The following is a 23347-nucleotide window of genomic DNA, read 5'->3' on the forward strand; positions in this document are numbered from 1 at the left end:
AATTGGCTGAGGGTAAACACCTGTTTTCTCTCTGACAGGCCATTTGAACTTGGCTTTTTCTAGGTGCTAATTTGTCACGCTGCTTGTTGGTGAACAGGAACAGTGCGCCAGAGTTCAGGGTACGTCAGTCTCGGACTCAACCAGTGCTGCCAGGCCGTTGATTGACTCCCTGAAGTCAACGAACTCCTTGTAGAGGTAAATAGCCGGAGGGTTTACTAAGCCTCTCATGATGACAAGGCACCAACAAGCTCTGGCTGCGCAATACCGTATCCGCAGCATCCCGACAATTATGGTGTTCAAGAATGGCCAGATGGTCGATACCATTAATGGTGCATTGCCTAAAGGGCAATTTGATCAATGGTTAAATCAGGCACTGACTAAAGAAGTCGATAAAACAGGTCATAAAAAAGAAAAAGCTCTAGCCTGTAGACTAGAGCTTTATTAATTGAAGGTAGTGAGGAGCCGCGGTAATTTACACTTTAAACTGCTTGAGCTGATCACCCAAAGTCGCAGCCGCTTCACTCAACGACTGGCTTTCAGAAGCCAAATGCTGGGCGGCCTTGTTGATATCATCGGTAGCGGTATGAATAAGGTTAACCGTATTGTTAACCTCCTCGGTTACCGCTCCCTGCTGCTCAGCGGCGGTCGCCACCTGCATGATCATGTCATTGGCTTCAGTCACTAAGCCGGCAATACGTTTCAGTTCGGTTTGAACCTGCTCGGTATGCTCAACACTGTATTGTGTTTGCTCGGTGCTTTCTGCCATCGATTTAACGGTATTGAGCGTACTTTCGGTTAGCTTATCTATGGTTTCTTGGATCTCGATGGTTGACTGCTGGGTGCGACTGGCAAGGTTGCGCACCTCATCAGCAACCACGGCAAAACCACGGCCCTGCTCACCTGCACGGGCAGCTTCGATCGCTGCATTAAGTGCTAACAGGTTGGTTTGCTCTGACACCCCTTGGATAACTTGGGTGACATTACCAATCTCTTCCACACCATGTTTGAGCTCTTCTACCCGTTGATCGGAGTTTGCGATACCTTCTGACACAGAGTGGATTGCAGCCATCGCCTGCAGCATCCGCTGGTTACTTGCTTCAACTTGGAAGTTAATGTCTGCAGTAGACGTCGATACCGTCTCGGCATTCTGAGCCACATCAGAAATCGTAGCGCTCATTTCTTCCATCGCAGTAGCCAGTTGGGCAAGTTGCTGGTTCTGCTCAGTAATAGACTGGGCACACTGCTCACTGGCCGCGGCGATGGTGCCTGCCATGCTGATAGACTGCTCAGCATTTTGACTAGCAGCTTGCAGTGTTGTACGCATTGCAGAAGAAGCCCGATGCAACGCATCTGCAATCTGGCCGATTTCATCCATACGATCCATGGAGAAGTTCTGGGTCAAATCCCCCCGCTCTAGTTTACGAACCCGTTCTGTCAACTGCTGGAGCGGTTGGCTGATGTCATTGCTGATCCAAACCCCAAGCCCTACCAAGAGTGCGATGAAAGCCAAACTTACACCCAGTTGGAATACAATGCCGTCAAAGAAACGCTCTTCGATATCCAATAAGTGGACGCCTGTACCTACAACCCATCCCCACTTGGCAAAGTTCTCGACATAGGAGATTTTCTCGGAAACCTCACCGCTCGGTGCAATCCAGGCGTAATCCAAGAACCCCGCACCAGAACGGCGAGCAATGGTGGTCATTTCCAGCCAGTGCTGCTTGCCTGAGGCATCCGTTACCGCCTGCATTGATTGGCCTTCCTGCTGCTGGCGAAGCGGGTGCATAACAAGCGAGTTATCGGTAGCGATCACCCAAAAATAGTTATCGCCATCAAAACGCATTGCTGAGAGCGCCGACTTGGCTTCCTGCTGGGCCAAGTCCAAATCAAGCGGGTATTTATCCGAATAATATTGCACCAAGGAAATGGCCGCTTTCACTTGCTCCTGCATCGATTCCTTGCGATCTGCAATATCACTCTGAAAGCTCTGATTAGCCTGAAATACTGTACTAAAAAGCATTAAAATGGCCGTAATGGCGATCAGTGACAATAATTTGGCTCTAACCCCATAATGCCGAAGTAGGTTCATAGTTCCCTCTTTAGTTACATTTTAATTTTCCAGTTATTATGAACGACCAAACAAACTCATTTCTTACAAACATTCATAATTTTCATAATCTTAAAAGGCGATATTGTAAATAAGTATAAATTTGCAAAGCACAAATTCGAGGTGGAAACAATTAAGTGCTTAGTTACTGCGAGAATCTCAATAATATATTGAATGAATTTTGCACCTTTGCAAAAAGCAATTTGGTAGAATGGCGCCATCCGAACAAAGAATAACGACACAAGGATGATAACTGTGAGCCAATCAGCCAAAAATCCGGCGTTAAGCCAAATAAACGTTTTCCCGGTTAAATCGATTGCCGGTATTAGCCAATCCCAGGCTTGGGTAGAGCAACAAGGTTTAAGCTTTGACCGCCGCTTCATGGTTACCCGGCCTGATGGCAGCATGATTACGGCAAGAAAACATCCGCAACTGGTCAAAGTGTCAGCGGCACTATTATCCAATGGCTTGGTGCTTAGCTACCCGCAGCAGCCATCATTGAAACTGCAGTACAGCGACTTTGCGATGACCGAATCTGAAGCGACTGTATGGAAGGACACCTTCAATGCTTACCTCACTACCAAAGCCGCCGACGACTGGTTCAGCACAATCATTGGCGAGCCAGTCCAGCTACTATTTACCGGCGAGCAGTCCCAACGCCTAAGAGCCAAAATCAGCCAAAATGTCAGCTTTGCTGATGGCTATCCGATGCTGATCATCAGTGAGGCATCACTGGATGCTCTCAATGCCCGAAGCCCACAGCACCACACCATGGATCAGTTCCGTACCAATCTTGTTGTTTCAGGTACCGAACCATTTGCCGAAGATGGCTGGAAGCGTATCCGCATTGGTGACGTGGAATTTGAAGCCGTGAAGCCTTGCTCTCGCTGCATTCTAACCACGGTTGATCCTGCTACTGGCGAATTCAATCAATTGAAAGAACCGCTCAATACGCTGTCTTCCTTCCGCTCAGACGGCAGTGGCGAGGTGTACTTCGGCCAGAACTTGGTTGCCCTTAACGAAGGTTTGATCAGGTCGGGTGACAAAGTTGAAGTTCTCGAGACCAAACCCAAAGAAATTTACCCCGATAACGGAACGCAATCCCTTACCCTAACTTGTGTCGAGCGTGAAGAGATCGCCCGTGATTTCTGTACATTCTGGCTGGAACCGGCCAAGCAGCAATCACTGCCGACTTACCAACCGGGACAACACCTGCCGATACAGGTCGAAATCAATGGGGAGTACGTCGCCCGCCGCTATACCCTGTCCTCCAGCCCGTCTCGACCGGGCCGGTTTGGGATTTCGGTAAAGCGGGTTGACGATGGCCGCATTTCCAATTGGCTGCATGACCACTTTCAAGTCGGAGACACTTTAGTCGCCGAGCAGCCAGACGGTAGCTTCCACTTAGGCCACCACACCGACAAGCTATTGTTACTGTCTGCTGGAAGCGGTGTAACACCAATGATTTCGATGCTGCGCTACCTGGCCGACCATGACCAAGTGCGTGATGTCATTTTCTACCACCAGTGCCGCAGCCAAGCGGATATTCCTTACCTTGATGAGCTTAAGAAGCTAGAAAAGCAATTCCCCCAGCTTAAAGTGATGATCGCCCTCAGCCGGCCTGACAAAAACTGGCGCGGTTTATCCGGACGCCTTGAGGCTGTGCACCTCGAGCAGCTGGATGCGTTGTGCGAACGCCAGGTATTTGTATGCGGCCCGAACCGCTTCATGGACGATGCCAAAGCATTGATGCTGGAAGCGGGCCTTGATGCAGCGCAGTACCATCAAGAAGCCTTTGGACCACTCACTCGCGAAATCAATACAACCAAAGAAGTCACTATCAGTATCAACGGTAATTTGTTCAGTGGCGATAACCAAAAGACGCTGCTTGAGCAGGCTGAAGCCGCTGGCCTCAATGTCTCCAACAGCTGCCGTGCCGGATTCTGCGGGGCGTGCAAAATGACGTTGGAATCTGGCGAAGTGGATCAACCCGATGTCCCAGCCTTGCTACCGGGTGAGAAGGAGTCAGGCAAAGTACTCGCCTGTTGCTGCGTACCAAAAACAGATGTTGAGCTTGTCGACTAGACTTTCGATACGTACAAGACAAAACAGCCACCTTTCGGTGGCTGTTTCTTCATTGGTTGTTACTGCTTACGCAATACGTAATGGCTTGCCAAGTCGCCCTCTACGCGATTGCCTTCTTTGTCGAGGCGGAACAGCTGGTTTTCGCCAACAAAATACTGCACGACATCATCACCTGCCCCCGGAAGGGCGATAGTGTTACCTGCGGTGTTCCAGTTAAACGAGCCTTCGTATTCAAAGGTATTGTCTTCCTTGCCCAGGTACACCTCGGTCAGGATAAACGTACCATCCTTTTTTACGATCAGCTCTGTCTTGATGCCCTCGCAGTCAGCACAAGGCAGGATGCCAGTATAGGTACCATTCCAATCCAGTGCATTGCGGGCGCTGTGAGCCGAATCGGCTACAGGCTGTGTCACTTCAGGGAGTTGTGCTGGAACAGCTTCCTCTTGCTCCACTTCTGGCAAGGTCACCGGTGTTTCTGTTGTTGAAGCACCACCAGCTTGGGTTGGGGTTTCAACCACCACAGCAGCATCGGTCTCTGTTTGAGATGGGGATTCCGGTGTGGCTTTTTGATCACATCCCGCCAGTACGAAGCCAGCCACAACCAGTGCAAGTAAGGTCTTTTTCATTTTGATATCCTTAATGAGCATTCTCATAAAACTTGGTATATATTTTAGCGCTATGATTGTGGGCGCAGCGTCATCGCTACGTTAGAGATACGTCAAAACCACCGTAAACCGATGACTCACGGTGGTTATCCCATCTATATGGTGCTTTTGTGACTACCGTAATTAGTCCGACACCGGTTTTAGCCTGGCAGTGAAGTGACGCAGTACCGGCGGCTCGTAGTCAAACTCCAGACCTCGTATTTCACCCGCCCGCTGATTAACGGCAATAAGTGCATCAGCGACATAGTCCATATGATCATTGGTATAAACCCGCCGCGGAATCGTCAGCCTCATCAGCTCCAACGCCGTATCTTTCTGCTTGCCGGTTAGCGGATCCCGCCCCATCAGCAGCGAGCCAATCTCCACCGCCCTGACACCAGATTCGAGATAAAGCTCATTGCACAGGGCATGGGCCGGAAATTGGTGAGAAGGAATATGGGGTAACATCTTCTTGGCATCGACAAACACCGCATGGCCACCGGTCGGATACTGGATGGGAACGCCGCCCTCGCGCAGACGGTCACCCAAGTATTTGACCTGGCTGATCCGGTAATGGAGGAAGTCCTCGTCAGCGGCCTCATAAAGCCCCCGCGCCAAGGCTTCCATATCTCGCCCGGCCATGCCGCCATAGGTGACAAAGCCCTCCATCGGCACACAACGGGTCCTCACTGCCTGGAACAGACCTTCATGATCTTTGATACAGCACAGGCCCCCGATATTGACCATGGGATCTTTTTTCGCCGACATCGTCAGGATATCGCCGTATTGGTACATCTCGCGGATGATTTCCAAAATAGATTTATTCGCATAGCCCGCTTCACGCTGCTTGATGAAGTACGCATTTTCACAGTATCGGGCAGAGTCAATCACTACCGGAATATCATTCTTCTGCGCCAGTTCATACACCGCCCGCATGTTCTCCATCGCGACCGGCTGGCCCCCCGAGCTATTGCAGGTCACCGTGGTAATGATGGCGGCAATGTTTATCGAACCATATTTCTCAATCGCCGCTTCGAGCTTCTCGAGGTCAAAGTTGCCTTTCCAGTCGTCATATGTCGACGTATGGAATGCACTTTCAGTCAGCAGGTTAATTGCCTTACCGCCGCTCATTTCAATATGACCGGCGGTGGTATCAAAGTGGAAGTTGGAAAGGAAAATTGCATCTGTTCCTCCCCTGACGCTACGCATCCGCTCTATCAGGCATGGAAACAGAATTTGCTCGGCGCCTCGCCCCTGATGGGCCGGTACGGTCAAATTGTAACGGAAGAAGTGCTTAACCGCCTGGCAGAGATTGTAATAGTTGCGGCTACCAGCATAGGCCTCGTCCCCCATCATCAACCCTGCCCACTGGTTATCACTCATCGCCCCGGTACCCGAGTCGGTCAACAGATCAATATAGACATCTTCGCTGCGAAGCATGAATGGGTTATAGCCCGCTTCGATTAACGCCTGACGACGGTCTTCTTCATCCGTCATCCGAATACGCTCTACCATCTTGATACGGAATGGTTCTGGGATCCTTTTCATCTCTTTCTCCAATAGTGCCACGTACAGTCATCTGCCAGCGGCGAAATACAAATAGTTCAACGGTGTGGAAGTCACACTGATGTCATCGGTTTACATGGATACAATGGCCCGGAAAGCCCGAGCAAAGAGACTAGGCAGGGAAGTCGTTAGAGAGGCGGAAGTCTTGGTTAAACCATGCCGACATCATCAAGGTGATGTCTGGCGTCACCACAGCAGATTGGCAGGTCATATTTGCTTTCCTTCACAAATAAACAGGGGACATAATGCCTATAACGTCACTTGATTATAGACAATTCTCAGCATACCCAAACTCCTGCTGACAGTGCTGTGACAAAGGTAATAATTCATGAAAATCACAGTTGATGAATCAGTGATAACTTATCGCATATCACAACGCAGCACTATTGTATTACATATCAATAAATTATATGCCTTTTAGCCATTCTGAGACATCTTCGACACTATTTTTTTCTGACCCGAACTATGCTGGGGTTATAGGATATTTTTATTCAGCAGGAGGGCGGCGTGATGAAATACAAACATATCCTAGTTGCACTTGAACTAACCGAAGAAACCAATGTGCTAATTGATAGAGCTGTTTTTCTAGCAAAGCTACTCAATGCAGAGGTCTCTTTTGTCCACATTGACGGCACTCACGGGGAGATCTACCCAGAACTGGTTGATATCAAGAAGACCCCCAACGAAAACCCTTTGGGCGAAGCCAAAATGGCGAAGCTCAAAACCTTCGAAACCAATACCGACTATCCCATCAAACACTTCTTGGTAGGTACCGGTGACTTGAGCAGCAAACTACAGGGGATTATCCAAGACAACGGGGTGGAGCTGATCATCTGCGGCCATCACCATGACTTCTGGAGCAATATCATTTCTTACTCCAAACACCTGATCAATAAATCCCCTGTTGATATCCTTGTCGTGCCAATCTAACTCTGGCAACAGGATATTAATCCCCTGGCCGGATCAGTCTTCCCCTGCTGGTTCGGCTTTTTATCGGCGCTGACACGAGGTACACCCTCTGCACGCAGATCGGGTATGCGGATCCAACCGGCCACGCTGCACTTTGCAGTAAGCATTTTTCAGTGCCCGGCGGGCAGAGAACCAGTCATCCGGTTTTGAAATCAACAGGTAGCCATTAAAGCGCTTAACCAGCTGGGTACGGTACTCATTGATAAACTTGCTATCGAAGTCAATGTCGAAGTACTCCAGCGCCTGTTCTATTGAAGTAAAGGTGGCTATTTTTTGCAGGATATCGTTCTGGCTCATCAAATTTTCCAGCGTTAAGGCAACACAAGAGAGATGTTAGCGACAGTTTACGCTAAGGTAAGCCGCCATATCAAATATGAGTATCTCTTAAACCCAAATATGAATATCTCTTAAACATCGCAGCCTTTTCATTTCTTCATTACACTCCCTCATGACAACAACCATATTGGTTAAAACACTTAGGGCAATAATAACGTTCAGGTACTAATAGGTATAATAAAGGAGTATCAACATGGTAAAATGGTATTTAATTTTTGAGTCTCTTTTCTGGGCACTACTCATTATTACTATTATCCGAGTCGACCTAAGTAGCCACCTATTAAAGTTCCTTATTTCTTTCTAGCCTTTCTCAACCCACACTATCAACGCCGACCTCAAAGCCAAACCCAACACAAGCAATAGCGGCAAGGACTGCCACCACACATATAACCCAACCACCACAGTTATAACACCCAAAAAAAACCAGTAAACCATTGTTTAAAAAGCAATTTAAAGTGAAGGCATGCCTAGCCAAATTTGAATATCTCTTAAACATAGTATCTACCATGCATGAAACTTATCATTACCCATATCACAATAATCCGCAAAAAACTTTTTTCAATTTCAACAATAGATTAAAAGTAAAAGAGAATACTTAATCACAATGGAGATATTAGCAATGCCATTACCCCGACTAACCATGCCGAATTATAAGCTATTCAAAATCGCCATTGGCTTGGCATTGTCCACTGTCATTTTAACAGGGTGTAATTCAGAGCCAGAATCAGAAATAAAGGCTGATGTGGTACGTCCGGCTATGACGGAAATTGTCACCTTCTCCAATCATTCAGAATTAAGCCTAAGCGGCACCGTTCAAGCCTCGCAGCGTGCCGATCTTTCTTTTCGGGTATCTGGCCGCCTGGTCGAGATATTGGTTAAGGAAGGCGATGAAGTGAAGAAAGGCGAGCTGCTTGCAAGGCTTGACCCTAAAGACGCGGAATCCAACCTAAACGCAGCACGGGTTGAGATGCGCAATGCGCAAACCGAATACCAGCGTGCCAAATCTATTTTTGAATCCAGCCAGGCTATCTCAAAGAGCCAACTGGAAGAGATAGAAGTTCGCTTTCGTTTAGCCAACCACCGCTTGGATGAGGCTAAACGCCGGTTAGAAGAAACTCGCCTGCTAGCGCCGTTCGACGGCATGATCAGCCGCAAGCACCGCAACACCCATGTGCTGGTACAGGCCAATGAAGCGGTCTTGTCGGTCCATAACCTATCAGACATGGAGGTGGTCATCGATGTTCCAGAAAGGCTGATGCTTAAAGACGATCAGCAGCAACCAACAGTGATGGCACAAATTCCTGCGTTATCAGGCAAGCAGTTTGAACTGGCATTGAAAACCTACTCAACCAAGCCAGATCCGGTTACCCAAACCTACGAGGTGACAATGGGTTTTGTTGATCTCAAAGGCACAACAGTTTTACCGGGCATGATTGTCAGGGTTGTCCCAGGTGAAGACAATCAAGCCGTATCGTCTTCTATTTCAGTTCCACTGTCAGCGGTAATCCCCGATAACCAAGGCCATCAATATGTGTGGTTAGTAAACAGTGAAAACCAGCTAGAAAAGCGCTTCATTAAGACAGGTACGCTAAAAGGAAACCGAGTAGAAGTCACTGCCAACTTAGAAGTTGGTGAGCAAATCGTAGTGGCAGGCACTGCAAACCTCTCTGAAAGCATGACGGTAAGACCCACTCTGATGGAGGCTAAATAATGAATATCGCTCGCTACACATTAGCGAAACGCACCAGTGTTTGGGTCTTGATAGCCCTGACCTTGATCGGGGGCTACCTCAGCTACCTCAAGCTTGGCCGCTTTGAAGACCCTGAGTTTGTGATCCGCCAAGCCGTCATCGTGACGCCTTACGCAGGCGCCACTGCACAAGAAGTTGCAGATGAGGTCACTGATGTTATCGAGGGAGCGGTACAGTCATTACAAGAATTGAATGAAGTGACATCAGTCTCCAAGCAAGGGATGTCGGAAGTTACTGTTGAAATCAAACGCAGTTTCTCTAAAACCGATGCCGAGCTGCAGCAGGTCTGGGATAAGCTGCGCAGGAAAATCAGTGATGCCCAGCGTATGCTACCGCCGGGTGCCGGGCCATCCATCGTCAACGATGACTTTGCCGATGTTTTTGCCCAGTTCTATGCGGTTACCGGTGAAGGTTACACCGATAAGCAGCTGCAAGATTATGTTGATGAGCTCAGGCGAGAGCTGGTATTGGTACCCGGGGTTTCGAAAACCACCACCATGGCAGAAAAGCAGGAAGCGATTTTTGTCGAGATTGCCAGTGCCCGCCTGGAGCAGTTTGGCCTCTCTGCTGAGCAAGTCTACCAAGTGCTGCAAAAGCAAAATATTGTCACCGTGGCAGGTACATTGGAAACCGAGTCCATGCGCGTTGCCGTGGTGCCGACCTCAACCGTGCGCACGTTTGATGACCTGAAAAACTTACAAATTGGTATCGGTGAAAACAACACCATTATGCGCCTTGGTGATATCGCAACGGTTACCCGTGGCTACCAGGAGCCGACATCCGTGCTGATGCGCTACAACGGTATGCGTGCGATTGGCCTTGGGATCTCAAATGTCGCTGGCGGTAATGTTGTTGAAATGGGTGACGCGGTCACTGCCCGCATTGCAGAGCTGGAAAGCCAGCGACCAGTAGGCATTGAATTGCATGATGTGTCAATTCAGTCTGAATCGGTAAAAGCGTCAGTCGCCGATTTTATCAATAACTTGATTGCCGCGGTTGTCATTGTTTTTGTCGTCTTGTTGCTCTTTATGGGTGTGCGTACCGGCATCATCATCGGTTTCGTTCTGGTGTTGACCGTTGCTGGCACCCTGATTGTGATGCTCATAGACGACATTGCCATGCAGCGTATCTCACTGGGCGCTCTGATCATTGCCTTGGGAATGTTGGTTGATAACGCCATCGTAGTGACCGACGGCATCCTGACCCGCTTGCAGAAGAATCCGGAAGCTAATCGTGAGGAAATATCTGCTGAAATCGTCGAAGAAACCAAGTGGCCGCTACTCGGCGGCACTATTGTTGGGATCTGTGCCTTCAGTGCTATCGGCTTGTCACCATCAAACATGGGAGAATATGCCGGCTCACTATTCTGGGTGATCCTCTACTCGATGTTCTTGAGCTGGGTATTGGCCATTACCGTTACCCCATTGCTGTGCCATGACTTTATTAAAATCAATGCGAAAAAGGTGAATGCCAAGCCGAGTCGAGTCAGCAACCTGTACCACAAGGTACTGGTTAAAGTGCTCAACAACCAAAAAACCAGCATCATGGTAGTCATTGCGGTTTTCGTTATGGGTGTCAAAGCATTCGGTTATGTGCCTCCGGGCTTTATGCCCGAGTCACAGCGGGCACAATTTGCGATTGATGTGTTCCTGCCACAAGGCTCAGACATCTCGCGCACCGAAAGCATCATGCTGAACATTGAAAAAGACGTAAGGGCAAAAGACGGCGTCACCAATACCATCAGCTTTATCGGCTCGGGCGGCCTGCGCTTTATGCTGACGTATTCTGCCGAACCTGAAAACCCGAGTTATGGCCAACTATTGGTCGATGTCGATGACCACAACATTATCGAAGCGCTGGTAGCCGACCTACAGGTTGAACTGGGCGATCGCTACCAAGATGCCTCGATCAATGTGTGGAAGTTCATGCTAGGTCCAGGCGGCGGTAAGAAAATAGAAGCGGCATTTAAAGGCCCTGATAGTGAAGTGCTTCGCCAATTGGCTGAGCAGGCAAAAACCTTGATGCACAACAACCCGAACCTGATTGCGGTACAAGATGACTGGAGGCAGCAGGTGCCAGTGTTAAGCCCTGTATTTTCAGCAGAGAAAACGCAGCAGTTCGGCTTGACGACCCAAGAGTTGAACAACGCAATCGAGCAGACCTTGTCTGGCAGACAGGTAGGTGTTTACCGCGAAGGCAACGACTTGGTACCCATTGTTGTGCGCGCACCACAGGATGAACGCAACCATCAACATGCGATTGAAAGCACCCAGGTGTTTAGCTCAAAAGCAGGTAGTTTCATCCAATTGAGCCAGCTGATCGAATCCAACGATGTGGTCTGGCAGGATGCGATGCTAAGGCGTGTGGACCGAATTCCGACCATTATGGCACAGGCCGACCCTGCTTCGGGGGTATTAACATCAACGGCGTTCGAGTCAATTAGGGCTGAAATCGAAAACATGCCATTGCCTGTGGGTTACCAGCTTGAGTGGCACGGTGAATACAAGGAAGCGAAAGAAGCCGATGAAGGCCTGATGCTATCGGCACCTTACGGATTCACAGCGATGGTGTTGGCAGTGGTATTCATGTTCAATGGTATCCGCCAGGCACTGGTTATCTGGTTGACGGTTCCGCTTGCGGTTGTTGGAGTGGCCATTGGTTTGATCCTCTTCCAGACGCCGTTTGAGTTCATGGCTACATTGGGCTTCCTGAGCTTGGTCGGTATGATGGTGAAAAATGCGATAGTACTGGTTGATCAGGCCGACAACGAGGTACGGGCGGGTAAAGCGCCCTACCATGCCATCATTGATGCGGCCATGAGCCGGGCAAGACCAGTGATATTAGGGGCAACCACAACCATCCTTGGTGTCGCGCCATTACTGATTGACCCGTTCTTCAAGAGCATGGCGGTGACCATTATGTTTGGTCTGCTGTTTGCGACGGTACTGACCTTGGTCGTCATTCCGTTGAACTATGCGCTGTTCTTTAAGATCAAGCCAATGACAGCAGAATAAACTCTCTGACATCCAGTAGTAAAATAATCTGCCTGAGCATTGCTCAGGCTTTTTATTTATTCCAAAAGCCCAGAGTATATTCAATAAATAGAGCGAACAGATAAACAGTGAGTATCCTATAGCCATTCGATTAAAGTTTTATTTGTAGGCTTGCAATAGAAAGTAGACAGATACTGAAAGATTTCCCTTACCCAATCAAATAACTCGATTTTTTGGAGGATATGATGAACATGTATGAAATGTTTCTAATGCGTCATGGGCAGAACAAACAAAATTGGGATTCAATTACCCATGCTCTCTTTGATATTTTGGTGAGAGGGTGGACGACTATAGAAGCATCCCGAAAACATACAATACCATTAAAAAATCTTAGTTCCCGTGCCGCCATTGAGCGCTCGTTTTTCAACTTCATGAGCACTTACATTGAACAGGAAAGCTAGGAAGAACAGGGCGCTAAAGCAGTTACATTTCACCTGTTTATACTTGAACATTTGTCACTACCTCTGGGTGGGGGCTTCAAAACTAGTTTTCTCTAAATCGGCTTATGTAAGCCATTAAGATTAATGTATTCGCATTTTTCAAAAATTTATTTTAAAACCATTGATTTGTTTTACATTCATGCTTAACTGATATTTAAATAATCTTTATCGTTTCCAGCTTACTCGGCCTATTTTAATTATGTTAAGAACGTTGATCACCTTTCTTTTCGCCTCATTAATTGCTGCTTGTAGCAATCAAATGCACCGAAATGCCCCCTTAGTACAACTATCGTCTAGCGATCGGTTATTCGATTCTCAAAAAATTAGAGCCTGGGGTGATCAACCCTTCTTGATAGAGGACTATCTTGCTATTGAGCTCGAAAGAAGTGACTCTTTTGACCGTTCACTTATTGTCGATGAAGAGGGAACACTCAAGCCGCAACATTACCTAACTATCTCGGGTGGCGGCGCAAATGGTGCGTATGGCGCAGGCCTTATGAATGGGCTGACTAAAAGCGGTCAACGTCCCGAGTATCGATTTGTAACAGGGATCAGCACTGGTGCAATACTGGGTTTGTATGCATTCCTCGGCGAAGATTATAACCATAAGCTTGAAGAATTTTACACACAAACCTCTGATGAAGACCTATACCAAACAAGATATTTTTGGCAATTATTCTCCAGCCCCTCTTTGCTCGACACATCGAAGTTTGAAGCTCTAGTTCGTGATGAGATTGACCGCGAAATGATGGATAGAGTAAAGGAGCAACATTTGCGCGGCAGAACTTTTTTAGTAAAAACAACAGATCTGGACTCGCAGCGCCCGGTTATTTGGAATATGGGTGTGATAGCCATGCTAGATGGAGCAGAAGCAGAGTACCTATTCGAAAGCGTCATTATCGCATCAGCATCAATACCCGGCCTATTTGAACCCGTACTCATTCCCGTAGAGGTCGATGGTGTTATATACGATGAATTACATGTTGATGGTGGAGTGGTCGCTCAGGTATTTTTTATTCCAGAAGACTTAGACATTGAACAGTTTGAAATGGTCGAAAACAGTCAATTTTCCGAGCTCGGTATCAGTCTATCAGACAGAAGGGAAAGCCATATTTGGTTAATCAATAACTCCCGTATTGGCAATGTCTGGCAGCCCGTGCAACCAAGACTTACCGATATCACAGGGCGTTCCATATCAACCATGCTAAAGCATCAAGGGCGCAACAACCTGGTACAAATATATAAGCAAAGCCAACTAACCAACTCCACATTTAACCTTTCCTACATCAATCATCAAGTACCGGATGCACCAGAGCATGCTCCTTTTGACCAAGACTACATGCAGCATATTTATTGTTACGGTTATGCCCAAGGACTGAACCCACATCATTGGAGTCACCGTTTTCCAGACAACTCTGAAATGCAGGCGACGATACCGGCGAATAACCTTGCGTTGGACATAAAATCATTTAACTGGGAGCGGGTAGAATTGGGACTAGAAAAAAGTATCAAACAATGTTTGATAAGATTAAGAAATGAAGGGTAAGTGTTTATGTAAGCCCAACACCATAATGTTGGGCATATTTAGCTGAAACACCTAAAAAAACTGCAGGAAGCCATTAATTATCAGCGCATTGGCAATATCAATGAAGAAGCCGCACACCAATGGGACAATGATGAAAGCCTTATGTGCAGCGCCATACTGTTGGGTTACCGCGGTCATGTTCACAATGGCTGTTGCCGTTGAACCTAAAGTGATCCCACCAAAACCCGAGCTGATAACTGCCGCCTCGTAATTCTTACCCATCGCGCGGAATACCACCAATAGCGTAAATCCTACCGATAGAGCCACCTGGCAAAACATCACAACGCTTAAGAATGGTACCGAACTTTGCAGTTGCCATAGCTGGAGCCCCATCAAGGCCATGGTCAAAAACATCCCCAGGCAAATATCTGAGATCAGGCTTTGGCCCAATTGGGCACTCCTACTGGTTTTTTTCTTTAACACCACCGATTTGAAATTACCGATAATGATCCCCGCCAGCAGACAAGCAACAAACATGGGTAGCTGAAGACCTAACGATGCAAGCGCAATATCGACAAAATAACCGAGCATTAGGCTTAGATTGAGCATCAACCACGCGTAAAGATAACCGAAGTGATCCAGCTTAACGGTTTCATTATGACAGACACCGATATCCAATTGATGATCGGCATTGGCTTCCAATCGGTACTTTTTAATCAAGTAGTTAGCGATAGGCCCACCGACCAAACACGCCGAAATAAGTCCGAGGGTATTGCTGGCAATACCGATTTCAGCGGCGCTTTCTAAGCCCATCTCTGCAAAGGTTGGCGACCAGGCCATGGTAGTTCCTACCCCGCCAATCAAGGAAATAGAACCCGCCATTAAGCCCAATAAAGGTTCGAAGCCAAATAAGGACGCTATGCTCACACCGACAATATTCTGCAAAACGATATACACCACCGCCAGCAGTGTCAGTATCAAAAGCGGCTTACCGCCAGATAATAGGGTTTTGATATTGGCACTCAATCCAATACCAGCAAAGAAATACAGTAATAAGGCATCCCTTGCCTCGAGCTCAAATTCAATCGTGGTATTAAAGAAGTAATAAATAACAGCAACAGCAATTGCACATGTAAAGCCACCGATGACTGGCTCAGGAATACTGTACTTTCTTAGCGTTTCAAACCGCATGGTGGCAAATTTACCAATAAACAATAAACAAATCGCCAGCGTAAATGAGACAAAACCATCAATGACAACAGTCTGCATAACTTATCAACCTAAAAATATTCAAAGAAGAGAAGATATAGAATCAGTATAACCCGCTCGATATCAAAAGTAATTAATACATTGAAGACTAATCTTTTAAATTAATCTGCATATGCTATGTTAGTAACAGATTCATATTGAAATTTGTCTATGGAGTAGACAGCGAAAATGAAAACCAAACTCGAAGATTTTGACTTAAATCTGCTAAAACTGCTTCGTGCGGTTGTTGAAACTCGGAATACGTCTACTGCAGCAGAAAAACTCGGTATTTCGCAAACCAGTGTCAGCCGAGGATTGGCAAAATTGCGCGAAACATTTGGCGACCAGTTATTTATCCGCAAAGCCCATGGCGTCGAGCCCTCAGAGCTCGCCGAAAAACTGGCAGAAGCGGCAGACAATATGCTCAACCCTGTGGTGAATGTGCTTGAATCATACCAAAGTTTTGAACCGAAAACGTTTGAGGGAAAAGTCGTTATTGCCTTGGAGTTGAGCCTACTGGAAATTTTCGGAACAGGCATCCACCAAGCACTCAATGAAGCACTGCCCAAAGCCAGCTTGGAACTCATCTATTGGCAACAAAATTCACTGCAGGACATTTTGGACCGAAAAATCGACTACCTAATCCATTTTACCCTCTATCCCCTGCCCCAAGACATCTATACCCATCACCTGACGGATCTTGAAGTTTGCCTTGTCGCCAGGAAAGACCACCCGGTCTTGAGCAATTCCAGCGAATGGGAGGAGATACATCACCTACCATTGGTGCGCCTAATACCCGGCTCAATCCAGAGCAAGCATTACGCTTTCGATGAACTGTATCTCAATAAAGGGTATACACCTAAAACCATTCTGGTTTCACATAGCCTACCGGTCATCATCAAAAAGTTGGAAAACTCAGACGCGATTCAGTTTGGCAGCAGTTATCAACAAAACTATAGTGACAAATTGGCTTTCTACCCACTACCCAAGATGCCCGAGAAGTTGAAAATTTTTTCAATCTCTGGCTGTTACCTTCAATCCAAGCGAGGCTACCCGCTCAATCAATTTATTCATCAAACCATGCAAACTTTCTTCGATAGTGTGGTTCAGCCCGGCATGACCCAATAACACCTCATTCGACAGGTAACCAGCTCTCGCAACTGGTTACCTGCCTTTGTTATCGAAAACACTGTTTTCAGAATTTATAGCTCATACCGACTGTCATCAGGTATTCTTCACTCTCATAGAAATCAATGTTTGACGTGTTGAAATTTGCCCCGGCCAATGACACCAGACTCCAGTTATCCCAGCCGGCAAAATCAGCATACTCATAGGCTAAAAAGACCTTGTAGCGATTATCCGAACGTTCTTTATTGAAAATTGGGTTGTTGCCATCATAATCCCGGTGCGCATAGCCGCCCGTCAGCGCCAAGCTGTGTGCATCGACAGAGGTAAAATACGTCACCTCGGCTTTGTATTGATCAAATGTCTCTGCTTTGCCCTTTGCATCCCGGTGGGTATACGACACGGAAGAGACTAAACCAGAGCGCTCGCTCAGCATCGTTTTGTGTGAGCCCTTGATGAAGTAGGTATCATGGTCACGACGCAATTCCGGATCAATGATTTGCTCGTCATCCACCTCTGCAGTGGCATACGCCATATCGAGCGACATACCAGAGTTATTAATATTATTCAGCTTTACACGAAAGGCATGGCCTTCAATATCTGTTTTTTGTCGATTGCCCGTTTCTTGATATGGGTTGGCCCATACCTCACCCGAAACGACCGTTGGCAAAAAAGCAACATCCAATTGGGTACCATTGGCAAAGTCATATTGGTAGCCCACCTCAAAGGCCAGATCGCCTACCGCAAGGTCATCCCGTGAGGTACCCAGATAAACCCGTTGGTTGTTATCATCACCCAATCGATAAGTCAGGCTACCTAGGGGAGCAACAATAGCGTCATTGGTATGAGAGCCTTTACTGTTTCTATCTTTTAGGCGCGCATCACCATCAGTACTCAAGTTCGAATTCGTCGACATATACCCCGATGTCACGATGATTTCACCACTTAACCGAGAAGGCTCATTGGCAAAGCTCATTGTCGAGAAACCAGTAAGTGCAGCTGCTGTATATAGAAGGTAATTTTTCATCATCATCTCTATTTATATTAATTTTCAAAGGGGGAATTAGTTTGCTGGTGACAATATTAAGTTATGAGTCTTGAGAGTCCTATGTTTAACAGATATTCATTTCTGGGCATTACAGATACATAGCGGTATATATAATGCCATTAACATCGAAAACAATTTTGAATTTCTCTTATTCATAGCAGGTGGATAATAGTGATGTTAGCTTGATTTCAACATCAACAGTCAGTAGAGAATAAAAATGTCATTCTATGGTTCACTAGAAAAAGATAACAGCATAAACATTTATATCAACGACCGAGTTTATAATATCGATGATAAAGGACAAGGAGAGTGTGAAATAATATTAATAGATGCTTCTCATGAGAATTTTGATATTAGCCATGAAAACAACCAATCTAAAAGATCAATTACTATAGATATAACACCAGCATGGAATGATAATATTAATAATTTATCAATCGCTAGTTTATTCGAACTAGCCAAGGATATACACCTACTCGCTGATATCTACTGGATCGAATCACTCACAATCATCGATTTAAGCAATAATACCCAGCTTGGCGAGATATTGAAGTCAACATTCCGCTCAAGACTACAAAACGAACTGGCGCTTGGGTATTACTAATTCTATTGAGGGTATACGCCCCACCCAGGACCTTTCCAGTGGGCTCCATTCATGAAAAGCCTCGAAATATCCAGCCTATCTCGAGGTTCTTTGCCCCCAGCTAGGCTGCACTATATCCCACCTTACACAACACGCTGCCACTCCCCTTTCTCTCATTTGGCAGTAAATGAGAGAAAATGTAAAAAAATTTTTTCAAAGTTCGATATAATGGGCTCGATAATCTTGTAGAGATTTGGATAGTACGTTAATGAACCAAACCCAGCAGTTGCTAGATGTTAGTACCAACGCTTTATTGCACCTCGAATTTCAGAAACTGGACAAGCACCTTACTTTAGCTGAAAGAAATAATATTTTAGTTAAGTACTTCAAACGTATAGCTAAATCCAACAGATACCGAGCCATCAAAAAAACAGCCAAGCAGTGGATCAATGTTGGCCGCCACCCTGAGGGTGATTTGGAAACCACTCTAAGCAATGAAGTAGAGCAGCTCACCCAGACTTGCTCCACCGACTTGTACCGCTTTGTCGGGTTGGTTGACAACATTGAATCTGACCTGAAAACCAAAGTGCAGTATTCCCAAGCACACAAAATTGACCTCAATGCCCGCTACGGCAAAGTCTTGGTCTGCGTGGTGGATGAAGATTTGAAAGCCAGCTTCGACGAAGAGGGCCTGATGACCAAGTCGACCCAGATCTTGTTCATCGGTGATACAGATGACAAAGACACCTTCTCGGCGGTTATTGATAAGTGTAATGACTTTCAATCGGTTATCGCTTACGAAGATGAAAACCACCTTCGCGTTGAGTTGTTCAGGCTCTAGCCAATACGAAAAAGGAGGCATTGCTGCCTCCCCGTTTATTTTCACGATGTTGCCTGCTGTCCTAAACGAAAAAACACTGTCTACGGCACTTGACTAACAGGCGGTCAAGTTCTGCACTGGCATGCCAGTCATTCGCTTGAGTTACTCCGTGCTTGACGGTGTGCAAGTCAGTATTCGGATAGACATAAACATTATGGTGAACACCGGGTTTTACCGTGATCACTTCATTTTCTTCTACCTCTTTAATACGAGCTTCTCCATCCTTGAGCTCAGCGTAGAGGATCGTGCCCGACTGGACGATATAAGTCTCGAAAGTCGATATATGATAGTGGCTGTTCTGCCAAGCACCTTTAGCATTAGGGTAACGAGTACGGATATAACCGGAGCCATCGCTGGCTTTCATTCTATGGCGCGTTTCACCGTTGGCCATCACTTCACTGTTGGTTTGTAACATATCGCAAGAGGCTGGAAGCGTAGAATTATTAGTCATACGGGACAAACGAAGATGTTGTGTACCGCGGTTTAGCAACCGCGGTACGAAAAATGGATAGGCTATTAGGAAATTAGTCTGTGGTTAATGCTAGTAATCTAGCCAGTCATTGAAGTCGACCCAAGATAAACCTAGGCTTTTCATCTGCTCGACGTAAAGTTGATACTCGGCACATTGCGCGTCTCGCTCGGTATTGCGCCAGTTGTTGTCTTCTTTCAAACTCATAAATCCATCCTTGAATCCAAATGAAGGTTGAAACACCTACGGTCAATTCACCCTATCACTAAAAAACAAGGTTGCAAACAAAAAACGTTTATTGCCCAAAAAACTGGATAATTCACTGTAAATGAACCACTCAGCATATAATTGCTACATTTTTGCCGTTTCGCCGAATTCAGTATTGACCTGTCTACAGCTTCACAGTTCATACTACTGCCATCAGTTTTGAGGAGAGATAAAAATGTATTACGGCATCGATGAGAAAAGCCAATCCGAAACCATTATCGAGTTATTTACCCAAACGTTCTCAGATTCAGAAGGTCAAAATGAAGGCAAAGTGATTGGTCAGCTCGTCAGTGAGTTACTGGAATCGACAAAGAGTGAAGATATTTTCACCTTTATCGCCAAAGACGAAAACGAGATCGTTGGCAGTATTCTGTTTACCCGCCTAACATTCGAATCAGACAAAACCGCTTTCTTGCTGGCACCTGTTGCCGTTAGCACGCAAAGTCAAGGTAAAGGTATTGGCCAGGCGTTGATCAAAACAGGTTTGGAAGCTCTTAAACAACATGGCGTGGATCTTGTATTTACCTATGGTGATCCAAGCTTCTACACCAAAATCGGTTTTGAGCGTATTACCGAACAAGAGTTTCAGGCACCACTGCCATTGTCCTACCCGCACGGTTGGATGGCGCAATCACTGACCGAGCAGCCACTTGCAGCGATAGCGGGTAGTTCATCTTGTGTTGAGGCGTTTGACAAGCCGGAGCTTTGGTAACTAGTACACACATAACAATGGTTTTGGCTCATTCATTGAGCCAAAACACCTACATTTACTGATCATTTAACCTATTAATACCGACATACCCCATCAAAGATCACACTTTTTTGCAATTACATGTATTTACATCCGCGTCGTTTAGCGTTAGTTTGATCCGGTCTGCTACTCAGACCGACAATGATTTTCGAAGTCGACACCTCACTTCTCGCCAAAGTTAGATGCACCCCTAGAAGATTATTCCTATTACTATGCCACTGCGTGCTAAGTTGCGAGCATTCTGCAGTGATGAGTCAGTGAGCTAGGTGATCTCCTGACGAATACACCAATAGAAAGGTCAATGAGTAAACCGGATCAGCACTTGCTGGTATCCGGCAGGACAAGCGCTGTCTTCAGCATTTGTACTCAATTTGATAGCCACAAACTCAATGCAAGTTCCTTTTTTATAGGTAAATAGGCAAACAGCGAAAAAGCCTGCCGGGACAGAATGCAGAGTTTGGGCACAAGGAAAAATTATGATTTCACATACCGGAATTATCCGCAGCTACAACCCAGCTAACCGCACCGGCCTTATCACTTGCGATCTTGGCGGTGACATTCGCTTCTGTGACACCAACATTACGAGCCAAGGCCAACCGGCATCAGGTAGCTTGGTCGAGTTTGTCATGGACGATTCAAACAAAAACCTACAGGCCGTAAAAATTAAGTTTATTTAATTTTGGCTAAAGAACATACAGCGCTCTTTTAAGGGCGCTGATTGTTAATCTACTCCACGGCATCAAACTCGCTCACCTTTTAACCAATTGTAAACCACTCTTTCTGCTGTTTTTCTTTATCCCAAATGCATTGCGATGCATTATTAGCCACAAATATCAAACTAGCTGCGTATACTCTGTCAGAGCAATGTTAAGAGTTACTTTTTTCTGCTTTCATCAAATCGCGTTAATCTAAGCCGCAAAAAATCAAACATACTTCACAAAACGAATATCTTTTACGCAAGAAAACTGATTTTTTTGGGATCGAGGAACCTTTTTAACACACACAATGTCTCTTTATGGCAGACTAGCGCTTCTTTAGGGATGCATAGTTATAGTCATTCAAAAAATATTCATGGTTATGGGCCATACCAACAGGGCGACATAACCCGAGATAAAGAACCTTTATCAAGAAAAATCAGCAAAAAAACGACGAGTTCTTTTACCATGTCTACGCAAAACTCGACGCTTTCTCGAAAGTGGATGTCGACCAAATTACTGGGGATCGCTGGCTTCTCGCTACTAACGATTGCAGCGCTCCTGACACAAACCAGCACCAATCACCGCACGGTTCCGCTAAACCTTGCGATCTCATCAACCCCTTGGTCTCCAAGCGAACAAGCCGATCAGCCAGTCTATGAGCCGCCTCGCTACGCCTATACCATCCAGAAGGGTGATACGCTTAGCCAAATTTTCTCCCGACTAAATATTCCTTTGCGGTCGATTCAAGAGCTTCAGGAAGCCGATCTCAACCATTTGAAGATTGATACACTGCAACCGGGCAATACTTTGCGATTTTGGGTCAATTCGGCCGAAGGTCAGCTCAACCGTCTGGAATTGGAATTTAGCGTTGCTCAAAAAGTCGCCTATCAGCGATTAGAAGATAACAGCTTTGAAGTTGAGGAAATCACCATTCCTGGTAACTGGGATGACGTGATTGCTAGCGGTGAGATCCATGGCAGTTTCTCGGTCTCGGCACAAAAGGCGGGGCTGAACTCAACTGAAATCTATGAAATCACCAGCCTGCTGCGAGAGAAACTGAATTTCTCTCGTGACCTGCGCGCTGGCGACAAGTTCGAAGTTGTTGTTTCCCGTCAGTCGGTCGACGGCGAAATTACCGGCCAGCATGAACTGCGTGCCATCCGTATTCACAGCCGAGGCAGAGCTACCACCGCTTATCTACATAGCGATGGTAACTTCTATGACTCCAAAGGCGAGAGTCTGCAACGTGCATTCTTGCGCTACCCCTACGAGCGTAACCGCACATACCGCGTTAGCTCCAACTTCAACCCTCGTCGACTACACCCAGTTACGGGTCGTGTATCCCCGCATAACGGGGTCGATTTTGCTACCCCAACTGGAACACCTGTCATTTCAACCGGTGACGGCGTTGTTACCCAAGTAGTTAATCACCCATACGCCGGTAAATATGTCGTGATCCAGCACGGTACTAACTACCGTACCCGCTATCTGCATAACAGCAGGATCCTAGTTCGCAAAGGCCAGAAAGTATCACGAGGTCAACGCATTGCCCTTGCTGGTGCAACAGGTCGGGTAACCGGTCCGCATATCCACTATGAATTCCATATTCGTAACCGCCCAGTGAACCCAATGACCGCCAATATCCCAATGGCTTCATCGGTTCCAAGCAAAGAGAAGGGGCAGTTCAAGGAAACTGTGGCACTGTATGACGAGATGATGGATAACCCGAACCGCTCGATGTTCAGTATGGCCGAAACAGAACAAGAGCCAAAAGCTTAATAGTAGCTAGACACTAAACAGACA

Annotated in this window: 19 protein-coding genes and 1 pseudogene; 12 read left to right on the forward strand and 8 right to left on the reverse strand. The window is 46.5% G+C overall.

The window, feature by feature from the left end; all coding sequences use genetic code 11:
- Window positions 1–232 precede the first annotated feature (232 nt).
- Window positions 233–382, forward strand: a pseudogene (locus tag R2X38_RS11430) (thioredoxin domain-containing protein); the annotation flags it as partial.
- Window positions 383–472: 90 nt separating this feature from the next.
- Here the strand turns inward: R2X38_RS11430 and R2X38_RS11435 are convergent.
- Window positions 473–2089, reverse strand: coding sequence for a methyl-accepting chemotaxis protein (locus tag R2X38_RS11435; protein ID WP_317522361.1), 1617 nt, complete (start codon window positions 2087–2089; stop codon window positions 473–475).
- Window positions 2090–2353: 264 nt separating this feature from the next.
- Between R2X38_RS11435 and R2X38_RS11440 the strand changes: the two genes are divergently transcribed.
- On the forward strand, window positions 2354–4192 hold the full coding sequence (locus R2X38_RS11440; RefSeq protein WP_317522363.1) for a hybrid-cluster NAD(P)-dependent oxidoreductase: 1839 nt from the start codon (window positions 2354–2356) through the stop codon (window positions 4190–4192).
- A 59-nt stretch (window positions 4193–4251) separates the two neighbouring features.
- Here R2X38_RS11440 and R2X38_RS11445 read toward each other — a convergent pair whose 3' ends face one another.
- Both R2X38_RS11445 and R2X38_RS11450 read right to left on the reverse strand, forming a co-directional pair.
- Window positions 4252–4818, reverse strand: coding sequence for a copper resistance protein NlpE (locus R2X38_RS11445; RefSeq protein ID WP_317522365.1), 567 nt, complete (start codon window positions 4816–4818; stop codon window positions 4252–4254).
- Window positions 4819–4980: 162 nt separating this feature from the next.
- Window positions 4981–6384: a tryptophanase gene (locus R2X38_RS11450; RefSeq protein WP_317522367.1), complete on the reverse strand. Its 1404-nt coding sequence runs from the start codon at window positions 6382–6384 to the stop codon at window positions 4981–4983.
- A 528-nt stretch (window positions 6385–6912) separates the two neighbouring features.
- Here R2X38_RS11450 and R2X38_RS11455 point away from each other — a divergent pair.
- A complete protein-coding gene (locus R2X38_RS11455; protein WP_317522368.1) occupies window positions 6913–7332 on the forward strand; it encodes a universal stress protein in 420 nt (139 codons plus the stop codon).
- A gap of 60 nt (window positions 7333–7392) precedes the next feature.
- On the opposite strand, the gene R2X38_RS11460 is transcribed toward R2X38_RS11455, so the two are convergent.
- Entirely contained in the window at window positions 7393–7668 is a 276-nt protein-coding gene (locus R2X38_RS11460) for a nitrogenase-stabilizing/protective protein NifW (protein ID WP_317522369.1), read from the reverse strand.
- A gap of 658 nt (window positions 7669–8326) precedes the next feature.
- Between R2X38_RS11460 and R2X38_RS11465 the strand changes: the two genes are divergently transcribed.
- The 3 genes from R2X38_RS11465 (at window position 8327) to R2X38_RS11475 (ending at window position 14496) form a co-directional block, all read left to right on the forward strand.
- Complete coding sequence (locus R2X38_RS11465) at window positions 8327–9418, forward strand: efflux RND transporter periplasmic adaptor subunit (RefSeq protein ID WP_317522371.1); 1092 nt, start codon at window positions 8327–8329, stop codon at window positions 9416–9418.
- The gene (locus R2X38_RS11470) at window positions 9418–12471 is read left to right on the forward strand and encodes an efflux RND transporter permease subunit (protein ID WP_317522373.1); all 3054 of its coding nucleotides are present in this window, start codon (window positions 9418–9420) and stop codon (window positions 12469–12471) included. Before R2X38_RS11465 ends, R2X38_RS11470 begins: the two co-directional genes overlap by 1 nt.
- A gap of 678 nt (window positions 12472–13149) precedes the next feature.
- Window positions 13150–14496, forward strand: a complete 1347-nt coding sequence (locus tag R2X38_RS11475) for a patatin-like phospholipase family protein (RefSeq protein ID WP_317522374.1) — start codon at window positions 13150–13152, stop codon at window positions 14494–14496.
- Between the two features lie 51 nt (window positions 14497–14547).
- On the opposite strand, the gene gltS is transcribed toward R2X38_RS11475, so the two are convergent.
- Window positions 14548–15744 (reverse strand): sodium/glutamate symporter, encoded by a 1197-nt coding sequence (gene gltS, locus R2X38_RS11480; RefSeq protein WP_317522375.1) that lies wholly within the window; start codon window positions 15742–15744, stop codon window positions 14548–14550.
- A 168-nt stretch (window positions 15745–15912) separates the two neighbouring features.
- Between gltS and R2X38_RS11485 the strand changes: the two genes are divergently transcribed.
- Entirely contained in the window at window positions 15913–16851 is a 939-nt protein-coding gene (locus tag R2X38_RS11485; RefSeq protein ID WP_317522376.1) for a LysR family transcriptional regulator, read from the forward strand.
- A gap of 67 nt (window positions 16852–16918) precedes the next feature.
- On the opposite strand, the gene R2X38_RS11490 is transcribed toward R2X38_RS11485, so the two are convergent.
- Window positions 16919–17875 (reverse strand): DUF2860 domain-containing protein, encoded by a 957-nt coding sequence (locus R2X38_RS11490; RefSeq protein WP_317522378.1) that lies wholly within the window; start codon window positions 17873–17875, stop codon window positions 16919–16921.
- A gap of 238 nt (window positions 17876–18113) precedes the next feature.
- Between R2X38_RS11490 and R2X38_RS11495 the strand changes: the two genes are divergently transcribed.
- Complete coding sequence (locus R2X38_RS11495; protein ID WP_317522379.1) at window positions 18114–18500, forward strand: hypothetical protein; 387 nt, start codon at window positions 18114–18116, stop codon at window positions 18498–18500.
- A 247-nt stretch (window positions 18501–18747) separates the two neighbouring features.
- Window positions 18748–19320: a DUF2913 family protein gene (locus R2X38_RS11500; protein ID WP_317522380.1), complete on the forward strand. Its 573-nt coding sequence runs from the start codon at window positions 18748–18750 to the stop codon at window positions 19318–19320.
- Between the two features lie 61 nt (window positions 19321–19381).
- On the opposite strand, the gene R2X38_RS11505 is transcribed toward R2X38_RS11500, so the two are convergent.
- Window positions 19382–19810, reverse strand: a complete 429-nt coding sequence (locus R2X38_RS11505) for a hypothetical protein (RefSeq protein ID WP_317522381.1) — start codon at window positions 19808–19810, stop codon at window positions 19382–19384.
- Between the two features lie 90 nt (window positions 19811–19900).
- Window positions 19901–20035 (reverse strand): hypothetical protein, encoded by a 135-nt coding sequence (locus tag R2X38_RS11510; protein WP_317522382.1) that lies wholly within the window; start codon window positions 20033–20035, stop codon window positions 19901–19903.
- 235 nt (window positions 20036–20270) lie between these two features.
- On the opposite strand from R2X38_RS11510, the gene R2X38_RS11515 reads away from it, so the two are divergent.
- The 3 genes from R2X38_RS11515 to mepM all read left to right on the forward strand — a co-directional run bounded on the left by R2X38_RS11515 (window position 20271) and on the right by mepM (window position 23323).
- Window positions 20271–20807 carry an N-acetyltransferase gene (locus tag R2X38_RS11515; protein ID WP_317522383.1) on the forward strand — a complete coding sequence of 179 codons (537 nt, stop codon included), beginning with the start codon at window positions 20271–20273 and terminating at the stop codon, window positions 20805–20807.
- 515 nt (window positions 20808–21322) lie between these two features.
- A complete protein-coding gene (locus R2X38_RS11520; RefSeq protein ID WP_317522384.1) occupies window positions 21323–21523 on the forward strand; it encodes a hypothetical protein in 201 nt (66 codons plus the stop codon).
- Between the two features lie 486 nt (window positions 21524–22009).
- On the forward strand, window positions 22010–23323 hold the full coding sequence (mepM, locus tag R2X38_RS11525) for a murein DD-endopeptidase MepM (protein WP_317522385.1): 1314 nt from the start codon (window positions 22010–22012) through the stop codon (window positions 23321–23323).
- The last annotated feature ends 24 nt before the right edge of the window (window positions 23324–23347 follow it).

The sequence above is a fragment of the Photobacterium rosenbergii genome, assembly GCF_033022775.1.
GTDB lineage: Bacteria > Pseudomonadota > Gammaproteobacteria > Enterobacterales > Vibrionaceae > Photobacterium > Photobacterium rosenbergii_A.